Source organism: Serinicoccus chungangensis (genome assembly GCF_006337125.1).
In the GTDB taxonomy this organism is placed as follows: Bacteria; Actinomycetota; Actinomycetes; order Actinomycetales; family Dermatophilaceae; genus Ornithinicoccus; species Ornithinicoccus chungangensis.
Map to the genome: position 1 here is coordinate 1,481,748 of NZ_CP040887.1, position 15,445 is coordinate 1,497,192.

Annotated in this window: 15 protein-coding genes; 7 read left to right on the top strand and 8 right to left on the bottom strand. The window is 73.4% G+C overall.

Annotation, left to right across the window (positions count from 1 at the left end):
- Positions 1-198 precede the first annotated feature (198 nt).
- Genes cysI through FHD63_RS06595 form a run of 3 tightly spaced genes read left to right on the top strand, consistent with a single transcriptional unit; the run spans position 199 to position 4,479 of the window.
- A complete protein-coding gene (gene cysI / locus FHD63_RS06585; RefSeq protein ID WP_139721140.1) occupies positions 199-1,914 on the top strand; it encodes an assimilatory sulfite reductase (NADPH) hemoprotein subunit in 1,716 nt (571 codons plus the stop codon).
- A 19-nt stretch (positions 1,915-1,933) separates the two neighbouring features.
- Positions 1,934-2,680: a phosphoadenylyl-sulfate reductase gene (locus tag FHD63_RS06590; RefSeq protein WP_139721142.1), complete on the top strand. Its 747-nt coding sequence runs from the start codon at positions 1,934-1,936 to the stop codon at positions 2,678-2,680.
- On the top strand, positions 2,677-4,479 hold the full coding sequence (locus FHD63_RS06595; RefSeq protein WP_139721144.1) for an assimilatory sulfite reductase (NADPH) flavoprotein subunit: 1,803 nt from the start codon (positions 2,677-2,679) through the stop codon (positions 4,477-4,479). Before FHD63_RS06590 ends, FHD63_RS06595 begins: the two co-directional genes overlap by 4 nt.
- A gap of 13 nt (positions 4,480-4,492) precedes the next feature.
- Here FHD63_RS06595 and FHD63_RS06600 read toward each other — a convergent pair whose 3' ends face one another.
- From FHD63_RS06600 to FHD63_RS06615, 5 genes are all read right to left on the bottom strand, one after another.
- A complete protein-coding gene (locus tag FHD63_RS06600; RefSeq protein ID WP_139721146.1) occupies positions 4,493-5,278 on the bottom strand; it encodes a glycerophosphodiester phosphodiesterase family protein in 786 nt (261 codons plus the stop codon).
- Between the two features lie 32 nt (positions 5,279-5,310).
- The gene (locus FHD63_RS06605; RefSeq protein ID WP_139721148.1) at positions 5,311-6,129 is read right to left on the bottom strand and encodes an HAD-IIA family hydrolase; all 819 of its coding nucleotides are present in this window, start codon (positions 6,127-6,129) and stop codon (positions 5,311-5,313) included.
- Between the two features lie 62 nt (positions 6,130-6,191).
- Positions 6,192-6,347 carry a hypothetical protein gene (locus FHD63_RS16555; RefSeq protein WP_238705791.1) on the bottom strand — a complete coding sequence of 52 codons (156 nt, stop codon included), beginning with the start codon at positions 6,345-6,347 and terminating at the stop codon, positions 6,192-6,194.
- Entirely contained in the window at positions 6,344-6,985 is a 642-nt protein-coding gene (locus FHD63_RS06610) for a spermidine synthase (protein WP_238705792.1), read from the bottom strand. The genes FHD63_RS16555 and FHD63_RS06610 overlap by 4 nt, the downstream gene beginning before the upstream one ends.
- Position 6,986: 1 nt before the next feature.
- Complete coding sequence (locus tag FHD63_RS06615; protein ID WP_139721150.1) at positions 6,987-8,516, bottom strand: helix-turn-helix domain-containing protein; 1,530 nt, start codon at positions 8,514-8,516, stop codon at positions 6,987-6,989.
- A gap of 117 nt (positions 8,517-8,633) precedes the next feature.
- Here FHD63_RS06615 and FHD63_RS06620 point away from each other — a divergent pair, with 117 nt between their 5' ends.
- Positions 8,634-9,275: a DUF3000 domain-containing protein gene (locus FHD63_RS06620; protein WP_139721152.1), complete on the top strand. Its 642-nt coding sequence runs from the start codon at positions 8,634-8,636 to the stop codon at positions 9,273-9,275.
- A 1-nt stretch (position 9,276) separates the two neighbouring features.
- Positions 9,277-10,539, top strand: a complete 1,263-nt coding sequence (locus FHD63_RS06625; protein WP_174964907.1) for an HRDC domain-containing protein — start codon at positions 9,277-9,279, stop codon at positions 10,537-10,539.
- Positions 10,540-10,593: 54 nt separating this feature from the next.
- Here FHD63_RS06625 and hemE read toward each other — a convergent pair whose 3' ends face one another.
- Both hemE and FHD63_RS06635 read right to left on the bottom strand, forming a co-directional pair.
- Complete coding sequence (gene hemE, locus FHD63_RS06630; protein ID WP_139721154.1) at positions 10,594-11,661, bottom strand: uroporphyrinogen decarboxylase; 1,068 nt, start codon at positions 11,659-11,661, stop codon at positions 10,594-10,596.
- Entirely contained in the window at positions 11,658-12,584 is a 927-nt protein-coding gene (locus FHD63_RS06635) for a DUF4349 domain-containing protein (protein WP_139721156.1), read from the bottom strand. Before FHD63_RS06635 ends, hemE begins: the two co-directional genes overlap by 4 nt.
- A gap of 157 nt (positions 12,585-12,741) precedes the next feature.
- On the opposite strand from FHD63_RS06635, the gene hemG reads away from it, so the two are divergent.
- Positions 12,742-14,172 (top strand): protoporphyrinogen oxidase, encoded by a 1,431-nt coding sequence (hemG, locus tag FHD63_RS06640; RefSeq protein WP_139721158.1) that lies wholly within the window; start codon positions 12,742-12,744, stop codon positions 14,170-14,172.
- Between the two features lie 5 nt (positions 14,173-14,177).
- Positions 14,178-14,891, top strand: coding sequence for a hydrogen peroxide-dependent heme synthase (gene hemQ, locus FHD63_RS06645; protein WP_139721160.1), 714 nt, complete (start codon positions 14,178-14,180; stop codon positions 14,889-14,891).
- A gap of 73 nt (positions 14,892-14,964) precedes the next feature.
- Here hemQ and msrB read toward each other — a convergent pair whose 3' ends face one another.
- A complete protein-coding gene (msrB, locus tag FHD63_RS06650) occupies positions 14,965-15,420 on the bottom strand; it encodes a peptide-methionine (R)-S-oxide reductase MsrB (RefSeq protein ID WP_139721162.1) in 456 nt (151 codons plus the stop codon).
- Positions 15,421-15,445 lie beyond the last annotated feature (25 nt).

The following is a 15,445-nucleotide window of genomic DNA, read 5'->3' on the forward strand; positions in this document are numbered from 1 at the left end:
CCTGCAGCAGCACCGGTCCTGGCCGCATACCGTGCGGGCGGCGGACGGGATCGCCGCAGGCGCGCCGGTGGTGTCCGCCGGTTTGACGCATCATCCATGCCGTGGAATAAGGTTAGGCATAATCCTTGCTTACCTGTGAGCAGGCACACCGACGTGGGTGCCTGCTCACCCTTGTGACCGGACGGAAAGCCGCACCAGATGCCGAAGAGCCAGCAGGACGCCCCGCTGATCGTCGAGGGCCCGCTGTCCGACAACGAGCGCCTCAAGCGGGAGAGCAACTACCTGCGCGGGACGATCGCCGAGGACCTGCAGGACCAGATCACCGGCGGCTTCAGCCCCGACAACTTCCAGCTCATCCGCTTCCACGGGATGTACCAGCAGGACGACCGCGACATCCGCGCCGAGCGCGCCCAGCAGAAGCTGGAGCCGCTCATCAACGTCATGCTCCGGGCCCGCGTGCCCGGCGGCGTCATGACGCCCGAGCAGTGGCTGGCCGTCGAGGACTGGGCCGAGAAGCACACGATGTACGGCTCGGTGCGGCTGACGACCCGCCAGACCTTCCAGTTCCACGGCGTCTTCAAGCCGGACATCCGGGACACCCACCAGGCGATCAACGCGGTCGGCCTGGACTCCATCGCCACGGCCGGTGACGTCAACCGCAACGTGCTCTGCTCCAGCAACCCGCTGGAGTCCGCGCTGCACGCCGAGGTGCACGACTGGTCGCGGCGCATCTCCGAGCACCTGCTGCCGCGGACGACGGCCTACTACGAGATCTTCCTCGACGGCGAGAAGGCGCTGAGCACCGAGGAGCCGGTGCTGGGCGAGACCTACCTGCCGCGCAAGTTCAAGACCACGGTGTCGCTGCCGCCGGACAACGAGGTCGACCTGCACGCCAACGACCTCAACTTCGTCGGCATCGTCGAGGACGGCACCCTCGTGGGCTGGAACGTCCTCGTCGGGGGCGGGCTCGCCATGACCCACGGGGACACCAACACCTACCCGCGGACGGCCGACGACCTCGGGTTCGTCCCGCTCGAGCACACCCTGGCCGTCGCCGAGCACGTCGTCACGGTGCAGCGCGACTGGGGCAACCGGGTGGACCGCAAGAACGCCAAGACGAAGTACACCCTCGACCGGGTCGGCACCGACGTCTTCAAGGCCGAGGTCGAGCGCCGCGCCGGCATCACCTTCGAGCCCTCCCGGCCCTACGCCTTCACCTCCCGGGGCGACCGCTTCGGCTGGGTCAAGGGGACCGACGGCACCTGGCACCTCACCGCCTTCATCCTCAACGGCCGCGTCCGCGACGAGGAGGGCCGGCCGATCAAGACCGGGCTGCGCAAGATCGCCGAGGTCCACCGCGGGCACTTCCGGCTCACCGCCAACCAGAACCTCGTCATCGCCGGGGTCCCGACGGCGCAGAAGCGGACGATCGAGCGGATCGCCCGCCAGCACGGCCTCGTCGACGACACCGTCACCCCCCAGCTGCGCAACTCCATGGCCTGCGTATCCTTCCCGACCTGCCCCCTGGCGATGGCCGAGTCCGAGCGCTTCCTGCCCGGCTTCGTCGCCCAGGTCGAGGAGCTGCTGGTGAAGCACGGCATCCCGGACGACCACGTCGTGCTGCGCGTCTCGGGGTGCCCCAACGGGTGCTCGCGCGCCATGCTCGCCGAGGTGGGCCTGGTGGGCAAGGGCCCGGGCAAGTACAACCTGCACCTCGGTGGGGACCGGATCGGCACGCGCGTGCCGAAGCTCTACCGGGAGAACATCAGCCCCGAGGTCATCCTCGCGGAGCTGGACCACCTCATCGGCGCCTGGGTCTCCGGGCGCGAGGAGGGCGAGGGGTTCGGCGACTTCCTCATCCGCACCGGGGTCGTGGCCAAGGTCACCGTCTCCCGCACCGACTTCCACGCCTGACAGCCGAGAGGACCACCACATGAGCGCTCTCGCCACCCACCACGACGGGTGCACCACCCTGCCGTTCCTGCCGCACGACCTCGGGTCGGTGTCGGCCCGCCTCGAGGGGTGCAGCGCCCAGCAGCGCGTCGACTGGGCCCTGCAGCACCTCCCGGGCGGGTATGCCGTGACCTCCAGCTTCGGGGTCCAGTCCGCCGTCATGCTGCACCTCGTGACCCGGGTCGTGCCCGACGTGCCGGTGCTGCTCTTCGACACCGGCTACCTCTTCCCGGAGACCTACCGGTTCGTCGACGAGCTCACCGACCGGCTCGACCTCAACCTGCACGTCTACCGCTCACCGATGTCCCCGGCCTGGCAGGAGGCGCGCTTCGGGCGGCTCTGGGAGCAGGGCGTCGAGGGCATCACCGAGTACAACCGGATCAACAAGGTCGAGCCGATGCAGCGGGCCATGACCGAGCTCGGGATCGGCACGTGGTTCAGCGGGCTGCGCCGCGAGCAGTCCAGCGGCCGCGCCGGGCGGCAGCCGGTGGAGCAGCAGAACGGCCGGGTCAAGGTCCACCCGCTCGTCGACTGGACCAACCGCGACGTGCACCGCTACCTCACCGAGCACGACCTGCCCTACCACCCGCTCTTCCACGAGGGCTACCTCAGCATCGGCGACACGCACACCACGCGCCGCGCCGAGGACGAGCTGGACGCGGAGGGCTCGCGCTTCTTCGGGCTGGTCCGCGAGTGCGGGCTGCACGTGGAGCAGGAGGGCGCATGACGACGACCTCCCAGCTGCTCCAGGGCGCGAGCCCGTTGTCGCCGGACCAGCACCAGCGCTTCGCCGAGCTGGCCTCCACCCTGACCCCGCTGCAGCGGATGTGGGTCAGCGGCTACCTCGCCGGCAGCGCCGAGGGCGCCGACCCGACCGGCCCCGCCGCCGCGGCCTCCGCCGAGGCGGCCACCCTCACCGTCCTCTACGGCTCCCAGACCGGCAACGCCCGGCACGTGGCCGGCGACCTGGCCGAGGCCGCCCGGGCCCGCGGGCTCACCGTGTCGCTGACGGACATGGCCGACTACAAGCCCACCCAGCTGAAGTCCGAGAAGTTCCTCACCGTCGTCGTCTCCACCCACGGCGAGGGCGACCCGCCGGAGAGCGCGGAGAAGCTGCACGCCTTCCTCGCCTCCCGCAAGGCCCCCGACCTCTCCGGCGCCCAGGTCACCGTCCTCGGGCTGGGCGACTCCAGCTACGAGTTCTACTGCCAGGCGGCCGTGGACTTCGAGGACCGGCTGCGCGCGCTCGGCGCGAGCGTCGTCGCCGAGCGGCTGCTGCTGGACGTGGACTACGAGGACGAGGTGGCCGGCTGGGTCGAGTCGACCCTCGACGTCTTCGAGCCCGAGCTCACCGCCGTCACCCCCGCCGGCGGCACCGTGGTCCAGATGCCCGGTCTCGCGGCGGCGGCACCGACGGCATACTCCCGGCGCAGCCCCTTCCTCGCCGAGATCGGCGAGGTCCAGAAGATCACCGGGCGCGACAGCACCAAGGACGTCCGGCACGTCGAGATCTCCCTGGAGGGCTCCGGGCTGACCTACCAGCCGGGAGACTCCCTGGGGGTGTTCTTCCGCAACGACCCCGACGCGGTCGACGCGGTCCTGGAGGTCCTGGACCTCGACGGGACGCAGGAGGTGACCCTCGGCGAGACCACCAGGACGCTGCGCGACGCCCTCCTCGAGGACCTCGAGCTCACCCAGTCCTACCCCGGCTTCGTGCAGAAGTACGCCGAGGCGGCCGGTCTGCCCACCCTGGCCGAGATGGCGCAGGACAAGGCGGCGCTGCGCTCCTTCCTGGAGGAGCGGCAGATCTACGACATCCTGCACGAGCACCCCGCGCAGGTCGGCGCTCAGCAGCTCGTCGACGCCCTGCGCAAGATGCAGCCGCGGCTGTACTCCATCGCCTCCAGCCAGCGCGAGGTCGAGGACGAGGTGCACCTCACCGTCGGCGTGCTCGAGTGGGACGGCTTCGGGCGCGCCCACCTGGGCGGCTGCTCGGGGCACGTGCGCCGCTCCGCGGAGGGTGACCGGGTCAAGGTCTACGTCGAGCCCGGCGAGCACTTCCGGCTGCCGCAGGACCCGGACGTGCCGACGATCATGATCGGCCCGGGCACCGGCATCGCCCCCTTCCGCGCGTTCCTGCAGGAAAGGGACGCCGCCGACGCCGAGGGCGACAACTGGCTGCTCTTCGGGAACCCGCACTTCACCCAGGACTTCCTCTACCAGGTCGAGATGCAGAGCTACCTGAGGTCCGGGCTCCTGACCCGGATGGACGTCGCCTTCAGCCGGGACCAGGCCGAGAAGGTCTACGTGCAGGACCGCCTGCGGCAGCACGGGGCCGAGGTCTACGACTGGCTGGAGCGGGGCGCGCACCTCTACGTCTGCGGTGACGCCGACCGGATGGCGAAGGACGTCCACGCCGCCCTCGTCGACATCGTCGCCGAGCACCGAGGCGTGGGCGCCGAGGCCGCGGAGGACTACCTGGGCGGGCTGCGGGACGCCCGGCGCTACCAGCGCGACGTCTACTAGGTCGGGCCCGGGGTCAGGCGACCCACTGGCCGCGCCGCGTCAGCACGTCCTTGAGGACGTCGGCGCGGTCGGTCATGATCCCGTCCACGCCGAGGTCGAGCAGCCGCTCCATCTCGGCGGCGTCGTCGATGGTCCAGACGTGCACGAGCTTGCCGATCTCGTGGGCCGCGTCCAGCGTCGTCGGGGTGACGACCTCCAGGCCGTGGTGGTGCGGCGGGACCTGGAGGGCGTCGACGGCGCGCAGGGCGCGGGCCGCCACGGTGGCGCGGATGAGCGGCGGGAGCGTGGCGGCGGCCCGGAACGACGCCGTGCTGCGCTGCCCGGCCGAGGTCGCCACCGGTCGGGTCAGGCGCATGACGGCGGCGTCGCGCCGCTGGTCGGAGAAGCTGGTCACGCACACCCGCCCGTGCGCCTGCGTGCGCTCGAGGACCTGCACGAGCGGGACGACCGCGCCGGGGGTCTTGATGTCGATGTTGACCCGCAGCTCGGGGAAGGACCCGAGCAGGTCCTCCAGCCGGGGCACCGGCTCCCGGCCGGCGATGAGCGCGCGGGACACCTCGCGCCAGGACAGCTCGGGGATGGCGCCGCGGCGGTCGGTGACGCGGTCCAGGGTCTCGTCGTGGAACGCCACGACGACCCCGTCCCGGGTGGCGTGCACGTCGGTCTCGACGTAGCGGTACCCCAGGTCCACGGCCGCCTGGAAGGCCGACATCGAGTTCTCCACCCCGGCGGCGTCGGCGTCGAACCCGCGATGGGCCATCGCGATCGGGCCGGGGTGGTCCAGGTATGCCGTGCGCACCCCCCGAGCGTATCGCTGGGCGGGGTGCGCGGTCACACGTCGCTGCGCGGCGCCTCGATCTCGGAGGTGACCGGCTCGCCGGGCACCAGCTCGCCGACGCCGTCGAGGACCTCGTCCGGCCGGAAGGGGTAGGACGCGAGGGTGTCGGCGCTGCTGATCCCGGTCATGACGAGCACGGTGTGCAGCCCCGCCTCCATCCCGGCGATGATGTCGGTGTCCATGCGGTCGCCGATCATGCCGGTGCTCTCGCTGTGCGCGCCGATGGTGCGCAACGCGGACCGGAACATCATCGGGTTGGGCTTGCCCACGACGTACGGCTCCCGCCCGGTCGCCTTGGTCACGAGCGCGCTGATCGCCCCGGTCGCCGGGAGGATGCCGTCGGTGCTCGGGCCGGTCGCGTCCGGGTTGGTGACGATGAACCGGGCCCCGTCGGCGACGAGCCGCACGGCCGTGGTGATGGCCTCGAAGGAGTACTGCCGGGTCTCGCCGATGACGACGAAGTCGGGGTCCTTCTCGGTCATGGTGAAGCCGACCTCGTGCAGGGCGGTGATGATGCCGGCCTGCCCGACGACGTAGGCGGACCCGCCGGGCTTCTGCGTGGCGACGAAGTCGGCCGTCGCGAGGGCGCTGGTCCAGATGCGCTCCTCGGGCACGGGCAGCCCGGCGTGGTGCAGCCGCGCGGACAGGTCGCGGGCGGTGTAGATGGAGTTGTTGGTGAGGACGAGGTAGGGGGTGTGGGTCAGCTCCCAGTGGTCGATGAGCGCCCGCGCGCCGGGCAGCGCGTGGTTCTCGTGCACCAGGACGCCGTCCATGTCGGTGAGCCAGGCGTCGATGTCCTCACGGGTCCGCATGGTCCCAGCCTAGGCCCGCTTCGATGACGGCGAGGTTTCCGCGTCCACCGCCCGAGGAGGGGTCAGCGCAGGCGCAGCGGGCCGGAGTCCGGCGGCGGGGGAGAGGGCTCGCCGACCTCGCCGAACGGCCGGACACCGCGCTCGGCCGCCGCGACCTCGGCGCTGGGCCGCCAGCGCGTGGGGAAGGGCGCCCGCGCGGCGGCGCGGGTCAGGGTCACGTCGTCGAGCGGGCGGCGCGAGGCGACCAGCACGACGTTGCCGTAGCGCTTGCCGGAGGCGACCTCGCGCAGCACGAGCTGCCCGACGTGCGGCAGGCAGGTGCGCAGGGTGGCCCCGAGCCGGGCCACCCAGCGCAGGCCGGGCAGTCGGCCGCGTTGACGAGCAGCAGGCCGTCGGGCGCGAGCACCCGGGCCAGCTCCCGGGCGAAGGCCTGGCCGGCCAGCGCCCCGGGGACGCGGCCGTCGTCGTAGGCGTCGACGACCACGACGTCGGCGGAGGCGTCCCGCAGGTGCTGGACCCCCTCCTGGCCGGTCTGCGGGCGCACCCGGACCCGGTGGCCCCGCGGCAGCGGGAGCTCGCGGCGCACCAGCTCGGTGAGCGCGGTGTCCGGCTCCAGGACGATCTGCGGCGACCCCGGGTGGGTCCGGTGCAGCCAGCGCGCGAGGGTCATCCCCGCTCCGCCGACGTGGGTGGTGGCCAGCGGAGCCGGGTCCGGCCGCAGCGACTCCAGCACCAGGGCGAGGTGCTGGACGTACTCGAAGACGAGCAGGAGCGGGTCGTCGGGGTCGACGTAGGACTGCGGGTGGCCGTCACGGACGACGGTCACCCCGCCGCGCTCGTCCCGGACGAGCTCCACCTCAGATGTCGCGGAAGGTCTGGATCCGCGCGCCGAGGGCGTTGAGCCGGGTGGCGAGGTCCTCGTAGCCGCGGTTGATGACGTAGACGTTGCGCAGGACCGAGGTGCCGGGCGCCGCCAGCATGGCCAGCAGGATGACCACGCCCGGGCGCAGGGCCGGCGGGCACATGATCTCGCCCGCACGCCAGCGGGTCGGACCCTCGATCATCACCCGGTGCGGGTCCATGAGGTGGACCTTGGCCCCGAGCGTGGTGAGCTCGGTGAGGTAGATGGCGCGGTTCTCGTAGACCCAGTCGTGGATGAGCGTCGAGCCCTGCGCGCAGGCCGCGATGATCGCGAAGAACGGCAGGTTGTCGATGTTGAGCCCCGGGAAAGGCAGCGGGTGGATCTTGTCCAGCGGCGCCCGCAGCGGACCCGGGATGGTGGTGAGGTCGACCAGGCGGGTATGCCCGTTGGCGCTGGCGTACTCCTCCGACAGGTCGCACTCGAAGCCCATGGTGCCGAGGACCGCCAGCTCGATCTCCATGAACTCGATCGGCACCCGGCGGATGGTGATGGCGCTGCCGGTCACGACTGCCGCCGCCAGCAGGCTCATGGCCTCGATGGGGTCCTCGGAGGGGGCGTACTCGATGTCGGTGTCGATCTCGCCGACCCCGGTCACGGTGAGGGTGGTCGTGCCCAGGCCCTCGATCTGCACGCCCAGCTGCTGGAGGAAGACGCAGAGGTCCTGGACCATGTAGTTGGAGCTGGCGTTGCGGATGACCGTCGTGCCGGTGTGCCGGGCGGCGGCCAGCAGGACGTTCTCGGTGACCGTGTCGCCGCGCTCGGTGAGCACGATCGCGCGCCCCGGGGAGGCCGCCCGGTCGACCGTCGCGTGGTAGCTGCCGGTGGTGGCGGTGACGTCGAGACCGAAGTGGCGCAGCGCGATCATGTGCGGCTCGACGGTGCGGGTGCCGAGGTCGCAGCCCCCGGCGTACGGCAGCTCGAAGGTGTCGAACTCGTGCATGAGCGGGCCGAGGAACATGATGATGGTGCGCGTGCGCCGCGCCGCCGCCTCGTCCATCGCGTCGAGGTCGATCCGCTCCGGCGCCACGATCTCGAGGTCGGAGGAGTCGGGTAGCCACCGGATCTTGTAGCCGATGCTGGTGAGCACCTCGGTGATCCGGTTGACCTCCTCGATCCGGGCCAGGTTGCGCAGGGTGGTGCGCCCCTTGTTGAGCAGCGAGGCGCAGAGCAGCGCGACCGCGGCGTTCTTGGAGGTGCGGACGTCGATGTCGCCGGACAGCTTGACGCCGCCCTCGATCCGCAGGTTCTGCGGGATGCCCGAGGAGACCTGGACGATCTCGGAGTCGAGCTTCTCCCCGATGCGGGCGATCATCTCCAGCGAGAGGTTCTGCTTGCCCTGCTCGATGCGGGCCACGGCGCTCTGGCTGGTGCTCAGCAGCTCGGCCAGCTCGGCCTGGGTGAGGTCCTTGTGGCGGCGGGCGTCGCGGATGAGCCCGCCGATGCGGGAGAGGTAGCTCTCGGTCATGGAATCACCTTAGATCACATATATGAGATATGCCTGGACGGATGGGGTGTCTGTGCCGTTGGATCACCCGGCGTTGCGCTCCGGGCGGGGAGGCCGCCTGAGGCCTACGCTGGGGACGTGGTGAGCCGGATCTCCGACCAGCGGCCGCGGCGGCGAGCCGCGGCGGACCCTGTGACGCCCGACGCCGGCGTGTTCCAACGTGCCCTCGACGGTATCAGGAGCGCCGCCCTGCGTCCGGAGATGGTGCTCGAGGAGGTTCCGGCCCCCACCCGGCTGGCCCCGCACGCCGTCGCGCTGTCCGGGGAGGTCGTCCCGTCCCGCCTGGAGGACGAGGACCCCATCGCCACCGGCCGCTTCGTGCTGCTGCACGACCCGGAGGGCCCGGAGCCGTGGGAGGGGACGTGGCGCGCCGTCACCTACGCCAAGGCGCAGATGGAGCCGGAGGTCGGGCACGACCCGATGGCCGGCCAGGCCGGCTGGTCCTGGCTCACCGACGCCCTGGAGCAGGCCGAGCTGGGGTGGACCGCCGCCGCCGGCACGGTCACCTGCGTGACCTCCGAGAGCTTCGGCGCGCTCGCCGACCGGGAGCCCTCGGTCGAGCTGGAGATCCGGGCGTCGTGGACCCCGGTGCTGACCGAGGGCGACGAGGCCCGCGAGATGGCCGCCCACCTCGGCGCGTGGGGCGACCTGCTCTGCACGCTCGCGGGTCTCCCGCCGCTGCCCGAGGGCGTGGTCGCGCTGTCCGGGGCCCGTCGCTGAGATGAGCCCCGACCTCCAGGACGACGACCCCGGCTCGGACTTCCATCGGCTGGAGGCACCCCCCGAGGGGGTGCCGACCGTCGTGGACAGCCCCGCGAGCCTGGACGACGCCCTCACCGCCCTGGCCGCCGGCGAGGGGCCGGTCGCGGTGGACGCCGAGCGCGCCTCGGGCTACCGCTACGGGCAGAAGGCCTACCTCGTCCAGCTGCGCCGCGAGGGGTCGGGCACCTGGCTCATCGACCCCGTCCCCTTCGAGGACCTGGGTGGCCTGGACGAGGTCCTGGCGCCGGCCCAGTGGGTGCTGCACGCCGCCACCCAGGACATCCCCTGCCTGGCCGAGCTGGGCCTGCGCCCGCGCTCGCTCTTCGACACCGAGCTGGGCGCCCGGCTGGCCGGCCTGCCACGGGTGGGGCTGTCCGCGGTGCTGGAGTACTACCTGGGCGTCACCCTGGCCAAGGAGCACTCGGCCGTCGACTGGTCCACCCGGCCGCTGCCCGAGCCCTGGCTGCGCTACGCCGCCCTGGACGTCGAGCTGCTCGTCACCCTCCGCGCGAGGATGGAGCGCGACCTGCGCGAGCAGGGCAAGCTGGAGTGGGCCGAGCAGGAGTTCGCGGCGCTGTGCGACTTCACCGGTCCTCCCGGGCCGGAGGAGCCGGAGGCGTGGCGACGCACGACCGGCATCCACCGGCTGCGGCGGCGACGCTCGCTGGCGGCGCTGCGCGAGCTGTGGCTGACCCGGGACGCCATCGCGAGGGAGCGGGACGTCCCCCCGGGCCGGGTGCTGCCCGACGGCACGCTGCTGGACCTCGCCCAGCGGATGCCCGGTCAGGCCTCGGCGCTGGCCTCCGAGCGCAAGGAGAGCTCGCGCACCCGGCAGCGGCGGGCCGAGCAGGGGCTGCTGCGCCACCAGCGCGCCTGGTTGGCGGCGATCCGCACCGCGGCCGACCTCGCCGAGGAGGACCTCCCCGAGCCCGCCCGGCGCAGCGACGCGCCACCCCCGCCCCGCGCCTGGGGCGACCGTGACCCGGCCGCGGCGCAGCGCCTGACGGAGGTCCGGGCCGCCCTGGCCGAGCTGTCCGAGCGGCTGGACATCCCGGTCGAGAACCTCATGACCCCCGACGTCGTCCGCCGGGTCCTGTGGACGCCCCCGCAGGAGCGCACCGCCAGCGCGGTGGACGAGGCGGTCGCCGCGCTCGGCGCCCGGCCCTGGCAGCGCGAGCTCGTGGTGCCGGTGCTCGTCCACACCCTCGCCGCCCACCCCTGACCGGTCACCGCGACGGCGAGCCGCGGGCCGCCCCGGGCGGGGCGGGTGGTGGCCTCAGCGGGCGGAGATCTCGTGCACCAGCTCCGTGACGCGGGTGAGCACGGTGGGGTCGGTGTCCGGCAGCACCCCGTGACCGAGGTTGAAGATGTGGCCGGGTGCCGTCCGCCCCTCCTCGACGATCTCCCGGACCCGCGCCTCGAGCGCCTCCCAGGGGGCGAAGAGCAGCGCCGGGTCGAGGTTGCCCTGCACGGCATACCGGCCACCGGTCCGCTGCACCGCGTCGGGGAGGCTGACCCGGTAGTCGACCCCGATGACGTCGGCCCCGGCGTCCGCCATGGCCGGCAGCAGCTCGCCGGTGCCCACGCCGAAGTGGATGCGGGGGACGCCGAGGTCGGCGACGCCCTCGAGGACGGCGCGGCTGTGCGGCTCCACGTGGCGCAGGTAGTCGGCGCGCGAGAGGTGGCCGGCCCAGGAGTCGAAGAGCTGCACGGCGCTCGCGCCGGCCTGCGCCTGCACCCGCAGGAAGGCGCCGGAGATCTGCGCCAGCCGGGCGCACAGGTCGCTCCACAGCTGCGGGTCGCCGTGCATGAGCGCCTTGGTGCGCTCGTGGTTCTTGGAGGGGCCGCCCTCGACGAGGTAGGACGCGAGGGTGAAGGGCGCGCCCGCGAAGCCGATGAGGGGCACGGAGCCCAGCTCCGCGGTCAGCAGCCGCACCGACTCGGCGATGTCGGGCACGTGGTCCGAGGTGAGCTCGGGCAGCCGGTCCAGGTCGGCGCGGGTGCGGATCGGCTCGGCGATGACCGGTCCGGTGCCGGCGACGATGTCCACGTCCACCCCCACCGCCTGCAGCGGGACGACGATGTCGCTGAAGAAGATCGCGGCGTCGACGCCGTGCCGACGCACGGGCTGCAGGGTGATCTCGGTGACGAGCTCGGGGGTGCGGCAGGAGGTCAGCATGGCGACGTCCTTGCGGACCTCGCGGTACTCCGGCAGCGAGCGCCCGGCCTGCCGCATGAACCACACGGGGGTGTGCGGCACGGGCTGGCGGCGGGCCGCCCGCACCAGGGTGCTGTCGGCCAGGTCGGGGGTGGGGTCGAGCGTCGGCGAGGCGGCGGAGGTCACTCCTCCAGTGTCCCACGCCCGGCCCCACCGGCCCGCGCCCGTCGGCGCCGCAGCCACCACAGGGCCGGCAGGCCCAGCAGCGCCACGACCACGGCGAAGGGCAGCAGCGCGCCGACGAGGGTCAGCACCATCGTCACCGACGTGGTGAAGGCCTGCCACCCCTGACCCAGCCCGCCGACGAAGCCGGTGCGGGGCGCCACCTCCTCCAGGTCCTCGGTCCGCTCGGCGAGGTGCAGGGTGATGGTCGACAGGGCCACGTCGTCCTGGAGCACCTGCATCCGCGCCTTGAGGGCGTCCAGCTCGGCCTCGCGGCTCGTGAGCTCGCTCTCCAGGTCGGCGATGTCCTGGAGCGTGGAGGCCTCGGCCACCAGCTCGCGCAGCCGCTGCGCGCCCGCCTCCATGGTGGCGATCCTCGCCTCGACGTCGCGGTACTCCGTCGTGACGTCGTCGGCGCTGCTGCGGCTCGCCCGGACCTCGCCGATCTCCGCCAGGCTGGTGACGACCGCGTCGAGACCGTCGGAGGGGACCCGCAGGACGAGCGAGCCGTAGCCCCCGCCGCCGTCCCCTCCCGGCACGACGTCCTCGGAGGAGACGTAGCCGTCGGCGCCCGCCGTGGTCGCGCGGGCCCGGGTCACGGCCGCGCCGACGTCCTCCACGACGACCTCCAGCTCGACGCTGCGCACCATGAGCGGGGCCTGCGCGTCCGTGGCGACGCTGCCGAGGTCGGCGACCGCTGCCCCGTCCTCGGCGGCCTCGGAGCCGTCCCCGCCGGAGTCGTCGCCCCCCGCCGCGGCCTCGGCCCCGAGGTCGGAGGCGTCCATCGCCTGGTCGGAGCCGCCCGAGCTGCCGGAGCTGCCCGAGCCCGTGCACCCGGTGAGCAGGAGCAGCAGGGCGAGCACCACCGCTATCGGTCGAGCCGTCATGGGAGTCCTCCTGGGCCGGGCGCAGGCCTGTCCTGCGGTCGTGGCCCTGCGACGACCCGGTCGACGGCGGCGTTCCCGTCCTGGCGTCACGGTCCGGTCACGGTCGGGTCACGGCCCCGCACCCGCGGGTCGACGTCCCGGGTGAGACGCTGGAGGTATGACGTCCACCCTGGTCATCGGCGGCGGCATCAGCGGTCTCGCGGCGGCGACGGCGCTGCTCACCGGGGACGGACGCGTGCCGGCCGGGGACGAGGTCACCCTGCTCGAGGGGGCCGACCGCGTGGGCGGCAAGCTGCGCGGGGAGCAGGTCGCGGGGCAGCTGGTGGACACCGGGGCCGAGGCCATGCTCGCCCGACGCCCCGAGGGGACGGACCTGGTGGCCCGCGCCGGGCTCGGCGACGACCTCGTCCACCCCACCGGGGCGCGGGCGCAGGTGTGGAGCCGCGGGCACATCCACCTGCTCCCGCCCCGCACGCTCATGGGGGTGCCAGCGGACCCGACCCTGCTGGACGGGGTGCTGAGCGAGCAGGAGGTGGCCCGGGCCCTCGCGGAGGTGCCGCAGCCGCTGGAGGAGGACGACGTCTCGGTCGGTGACCTGGTGGCCTCCCGGCTCGGGGCGGCCGTCGCCGAGCGGCTGGTGGAGCCGCTGCTGGGCGGGGTCTACGCCGGCCACGCCCGGCTGCTCTCCGCCCGGGCGGCGCTGCCCGCCCTGCTGCGCGCGGCCCAGGACGGGCAGCGGCTGCAGGACGCCGCCGGCCGGCTGCTGCCCGCCCCGACCGACGGCACCCAGTCGGCGGCCGCCGCCCCCGTCTTCGCCGGGGTCCGTGGCGGCCTGCACCGCTGGCCGCGCGCCCTGGCCCGGACCCTGACCGACGCGGGTGTCCGCCTCGAGACCGGGGCGGTCGCCCGCGAGCTGCGCCGGCTGCCCGAGGGGGGCTTCGAGGTGGTGACCGGTCCGCGACCGAGCCCCACGGCATACCGGGCCGACCGGGTGGTCCTCGCCCTGCCGCCCGCCCCCACGGCCCGGCTGCTCGCGGGGGTGGCGCCCGGGGCGTCCCGCACGCTCGGCGGTGTCGAGACGGCGTCCATGGCGGTGCTCACCCTCGCCCTCGACACCGCGGCGCTGGGCGGGCTGGACGGCTCCGGCATCCTCGTGCCCCCGGTCGACGGGCGCACCATCAAGGCGGCGACCTTCAGCGCCACCAAGTGGGCGTGGGTGCACGACCTCGGCCGGGACGCCGGGGGGACCGGCCGGCACCTCACCTTCCTGCGGGCCTCGATCGGGCGGCACCGCGAGGAGACCACGCTGCAGCGCCCCGACGACGAGCTCCTCGACGCGGCGCTCGCCGACCTGGGCGAGGCCCTGGATCGGCCGCTGCCGCCCCCGGTGGACGCGCACGTGCAGCGGTGGGGCGGGGCGCTGCCGCAGTACGCCGTGGGGCACCTCGACCTCGTCGAGCGGGTGCGTGCCGACGTCGCCCGGGTCCCCGGGCTCGCGGTCTGCGGCGCCACCTACGACGGGGTCGGGATCCCGGCCTGCATCGCCTCGGCCCGGCGTGCCGTGGCCGACCTCGCCCAGGGACAATGAGAGGCATGGCCGACTACTCCCACTCCACCACCGAGCAGGCCGAGGAGATCAACGCCTCGATCCGCTACGCCGCCTACTCCGTCTTCCGCGCCGTGACCCCGCTGCCCCGGGGCGAGGCCCGGGCCGCCCTGGCCACCGAGGTCGAGGAGCTCTTCGCGACCCTGGAGGGCGAGGGCCTGGTCGTGCGCGGCGTCTACGACGTCTCGGCCCTGCGCGCGGACGCCGACCTCCTCGTCTGGTGGCACGCCGAGCACGTCGAGACGGTGCAGCGGGCCTACCAGCAGTTCCGGCAGACCGCCCTGGGTCAGCACCTGGAGCCGGTGTGGAGCAACGTCGCGATCCACCGGCCGGCGGAGTTCAACCGCGGGCACGTGCCGGCCTTCCTCTCCGGGCACCCCGCCAAGGACTACCTGTGCGTCTACCCCTTCGTGCGCTCCTACGACTGGTACGTCATGGACGCGGGTGACCGCTCCCGGATGCTGCGCGAGCACGGCGAGGCGGCGCGCGACTACAAGGACGTGCTGGCCAACACGCTCGCCAGCTTCGCGCTCGGGGACTACGAGTTCCTGCTGGCGTTCGAGGCCGACGAGCTGCACCGCATCGTCGACCTCATGCGCGAGTTGCGCAACACCGAGGCGCGCCTGCACGTGCGCGAGGAGATCCCGTTCTACACCGGTCCGCGGGTGGAGCTGCCGACGCTCGTCGCCGGCCTGCCCTGAGGCTGCGCCGACGCGCCGACCGTCGGCCGTCGCCCACGGCGGGTGCGCCGTGGGCGACGGTGGATGCGCCGGGTCAGCCCTGCTTCGGCTGCAGCGTCATCGCAATGCTGTTCATGCAGAAGCGCTGGTCGGTGGGGGTGTCGTAGCCCTCACCCTCGAAGACGTGGCCCAGGTGGGAGCCGCAGGAGGCGCACCGCACCTCGGTGCGGGTGCGACCCAGGGAGTCGTCGCGCAGGTACTCGACCCGGTCCTCGGCGAGCGGGGAGTAGAAGCTCGGCCACCCGCAGTGGCTCTCGAACTTCGTCTCGCTGCGGAAGAGCTCGGTGCCGCAGGCGCGGCAGGCGTAGACGCCCTCGGTCGTGGTGTTGGTGTACTCACCGACGAAGGGACGCTCGGTGCCGGCCTCGCGCAGCACGGCGTACTCCTCCGGGGAGAGCTGCTCGCGCCACTCCTGCTCCGAGCGGGTGGTGCGGTAGCCCTTCGCGTCGGGCTTGCTGGCGTCGGTCGCGGGCGTGCTGTGGTGGCTCATGACCGGGACAACGACGCAGCCGCCC

Excerpts from the sequence above, each read along its gene's own strand:
- cysI (WP_139721140.1), top strand. The coding sequence starts at position 199 with ATGCCGAAGAGCCAGCAGGACGCCCCGCTGATCGTCGAGGGCCCGCTG.
- FHD63_RS06590 (WP_139721142.1), top strand. The coding sequence starts at position 1,934 with ATGAGCGCTCTCGCCACCCACCACGACGGGTGCACCACCCTGCCGTTC.
- FHD63_RS06595 (WP_139721144.1), top strand. The coding sequence starts at position 2,677 with ATGACGACGACCTCCCAGCTGCTCCAGGGCGCGAGCCCGTTGTCGCCG.
- FHD63_RS06605 (WP_139721148.1), bottom strand. The coding sequence starts at position 6,129 with ATGCGGACCCGTGAGGACATCGACGCCTGGCTCACCGACATGGACGGC.
- FHD63_RS06615 (WP_139721150.1), bottom strand. The coding sequence starts at position 8,516 with ATGACCGAGAGCTACCTCTCCCGCATCGGCGGGCTCATCCGCGACGCC.
- FHD63_RS06625 (WP_174964907.1), top strand. The coding sequence starts at position 9,277 with ATGAGCCCCGACCTCCAGGACGACGACCCCGGCTCGGACTTCCATCGG.
- FHD63_RS06635 (WP_139721156.1), bottom strand. The coding sequence starts at position 12,584 with ATGACGGCTCGACCGATAGCGGTGGTGCTCGCCCTGCTGCTCCTGCTC.
- hemG (WP_139721158.1), top strand. The coding sequence starts at position 12,742 with ATGACGTCCACCCTGGTCATCGGCGGCGGCATCAGCGGTCTCGCGGCG.
- hemQ (WP_139721160.1), top strand. The coding sequence starts at position 14,178 with ATGGCCGACTACTCCCACTCCACCACCGAGCAGGCCGAGGAGATCAAC.
- msrB (WP_139721162.1), bottom strand. The coding sequence starts at position 15,420 with ATGAGCCACCACAGCACGCCCGCGACCGACGCCAGCAAGCCCGACGCG.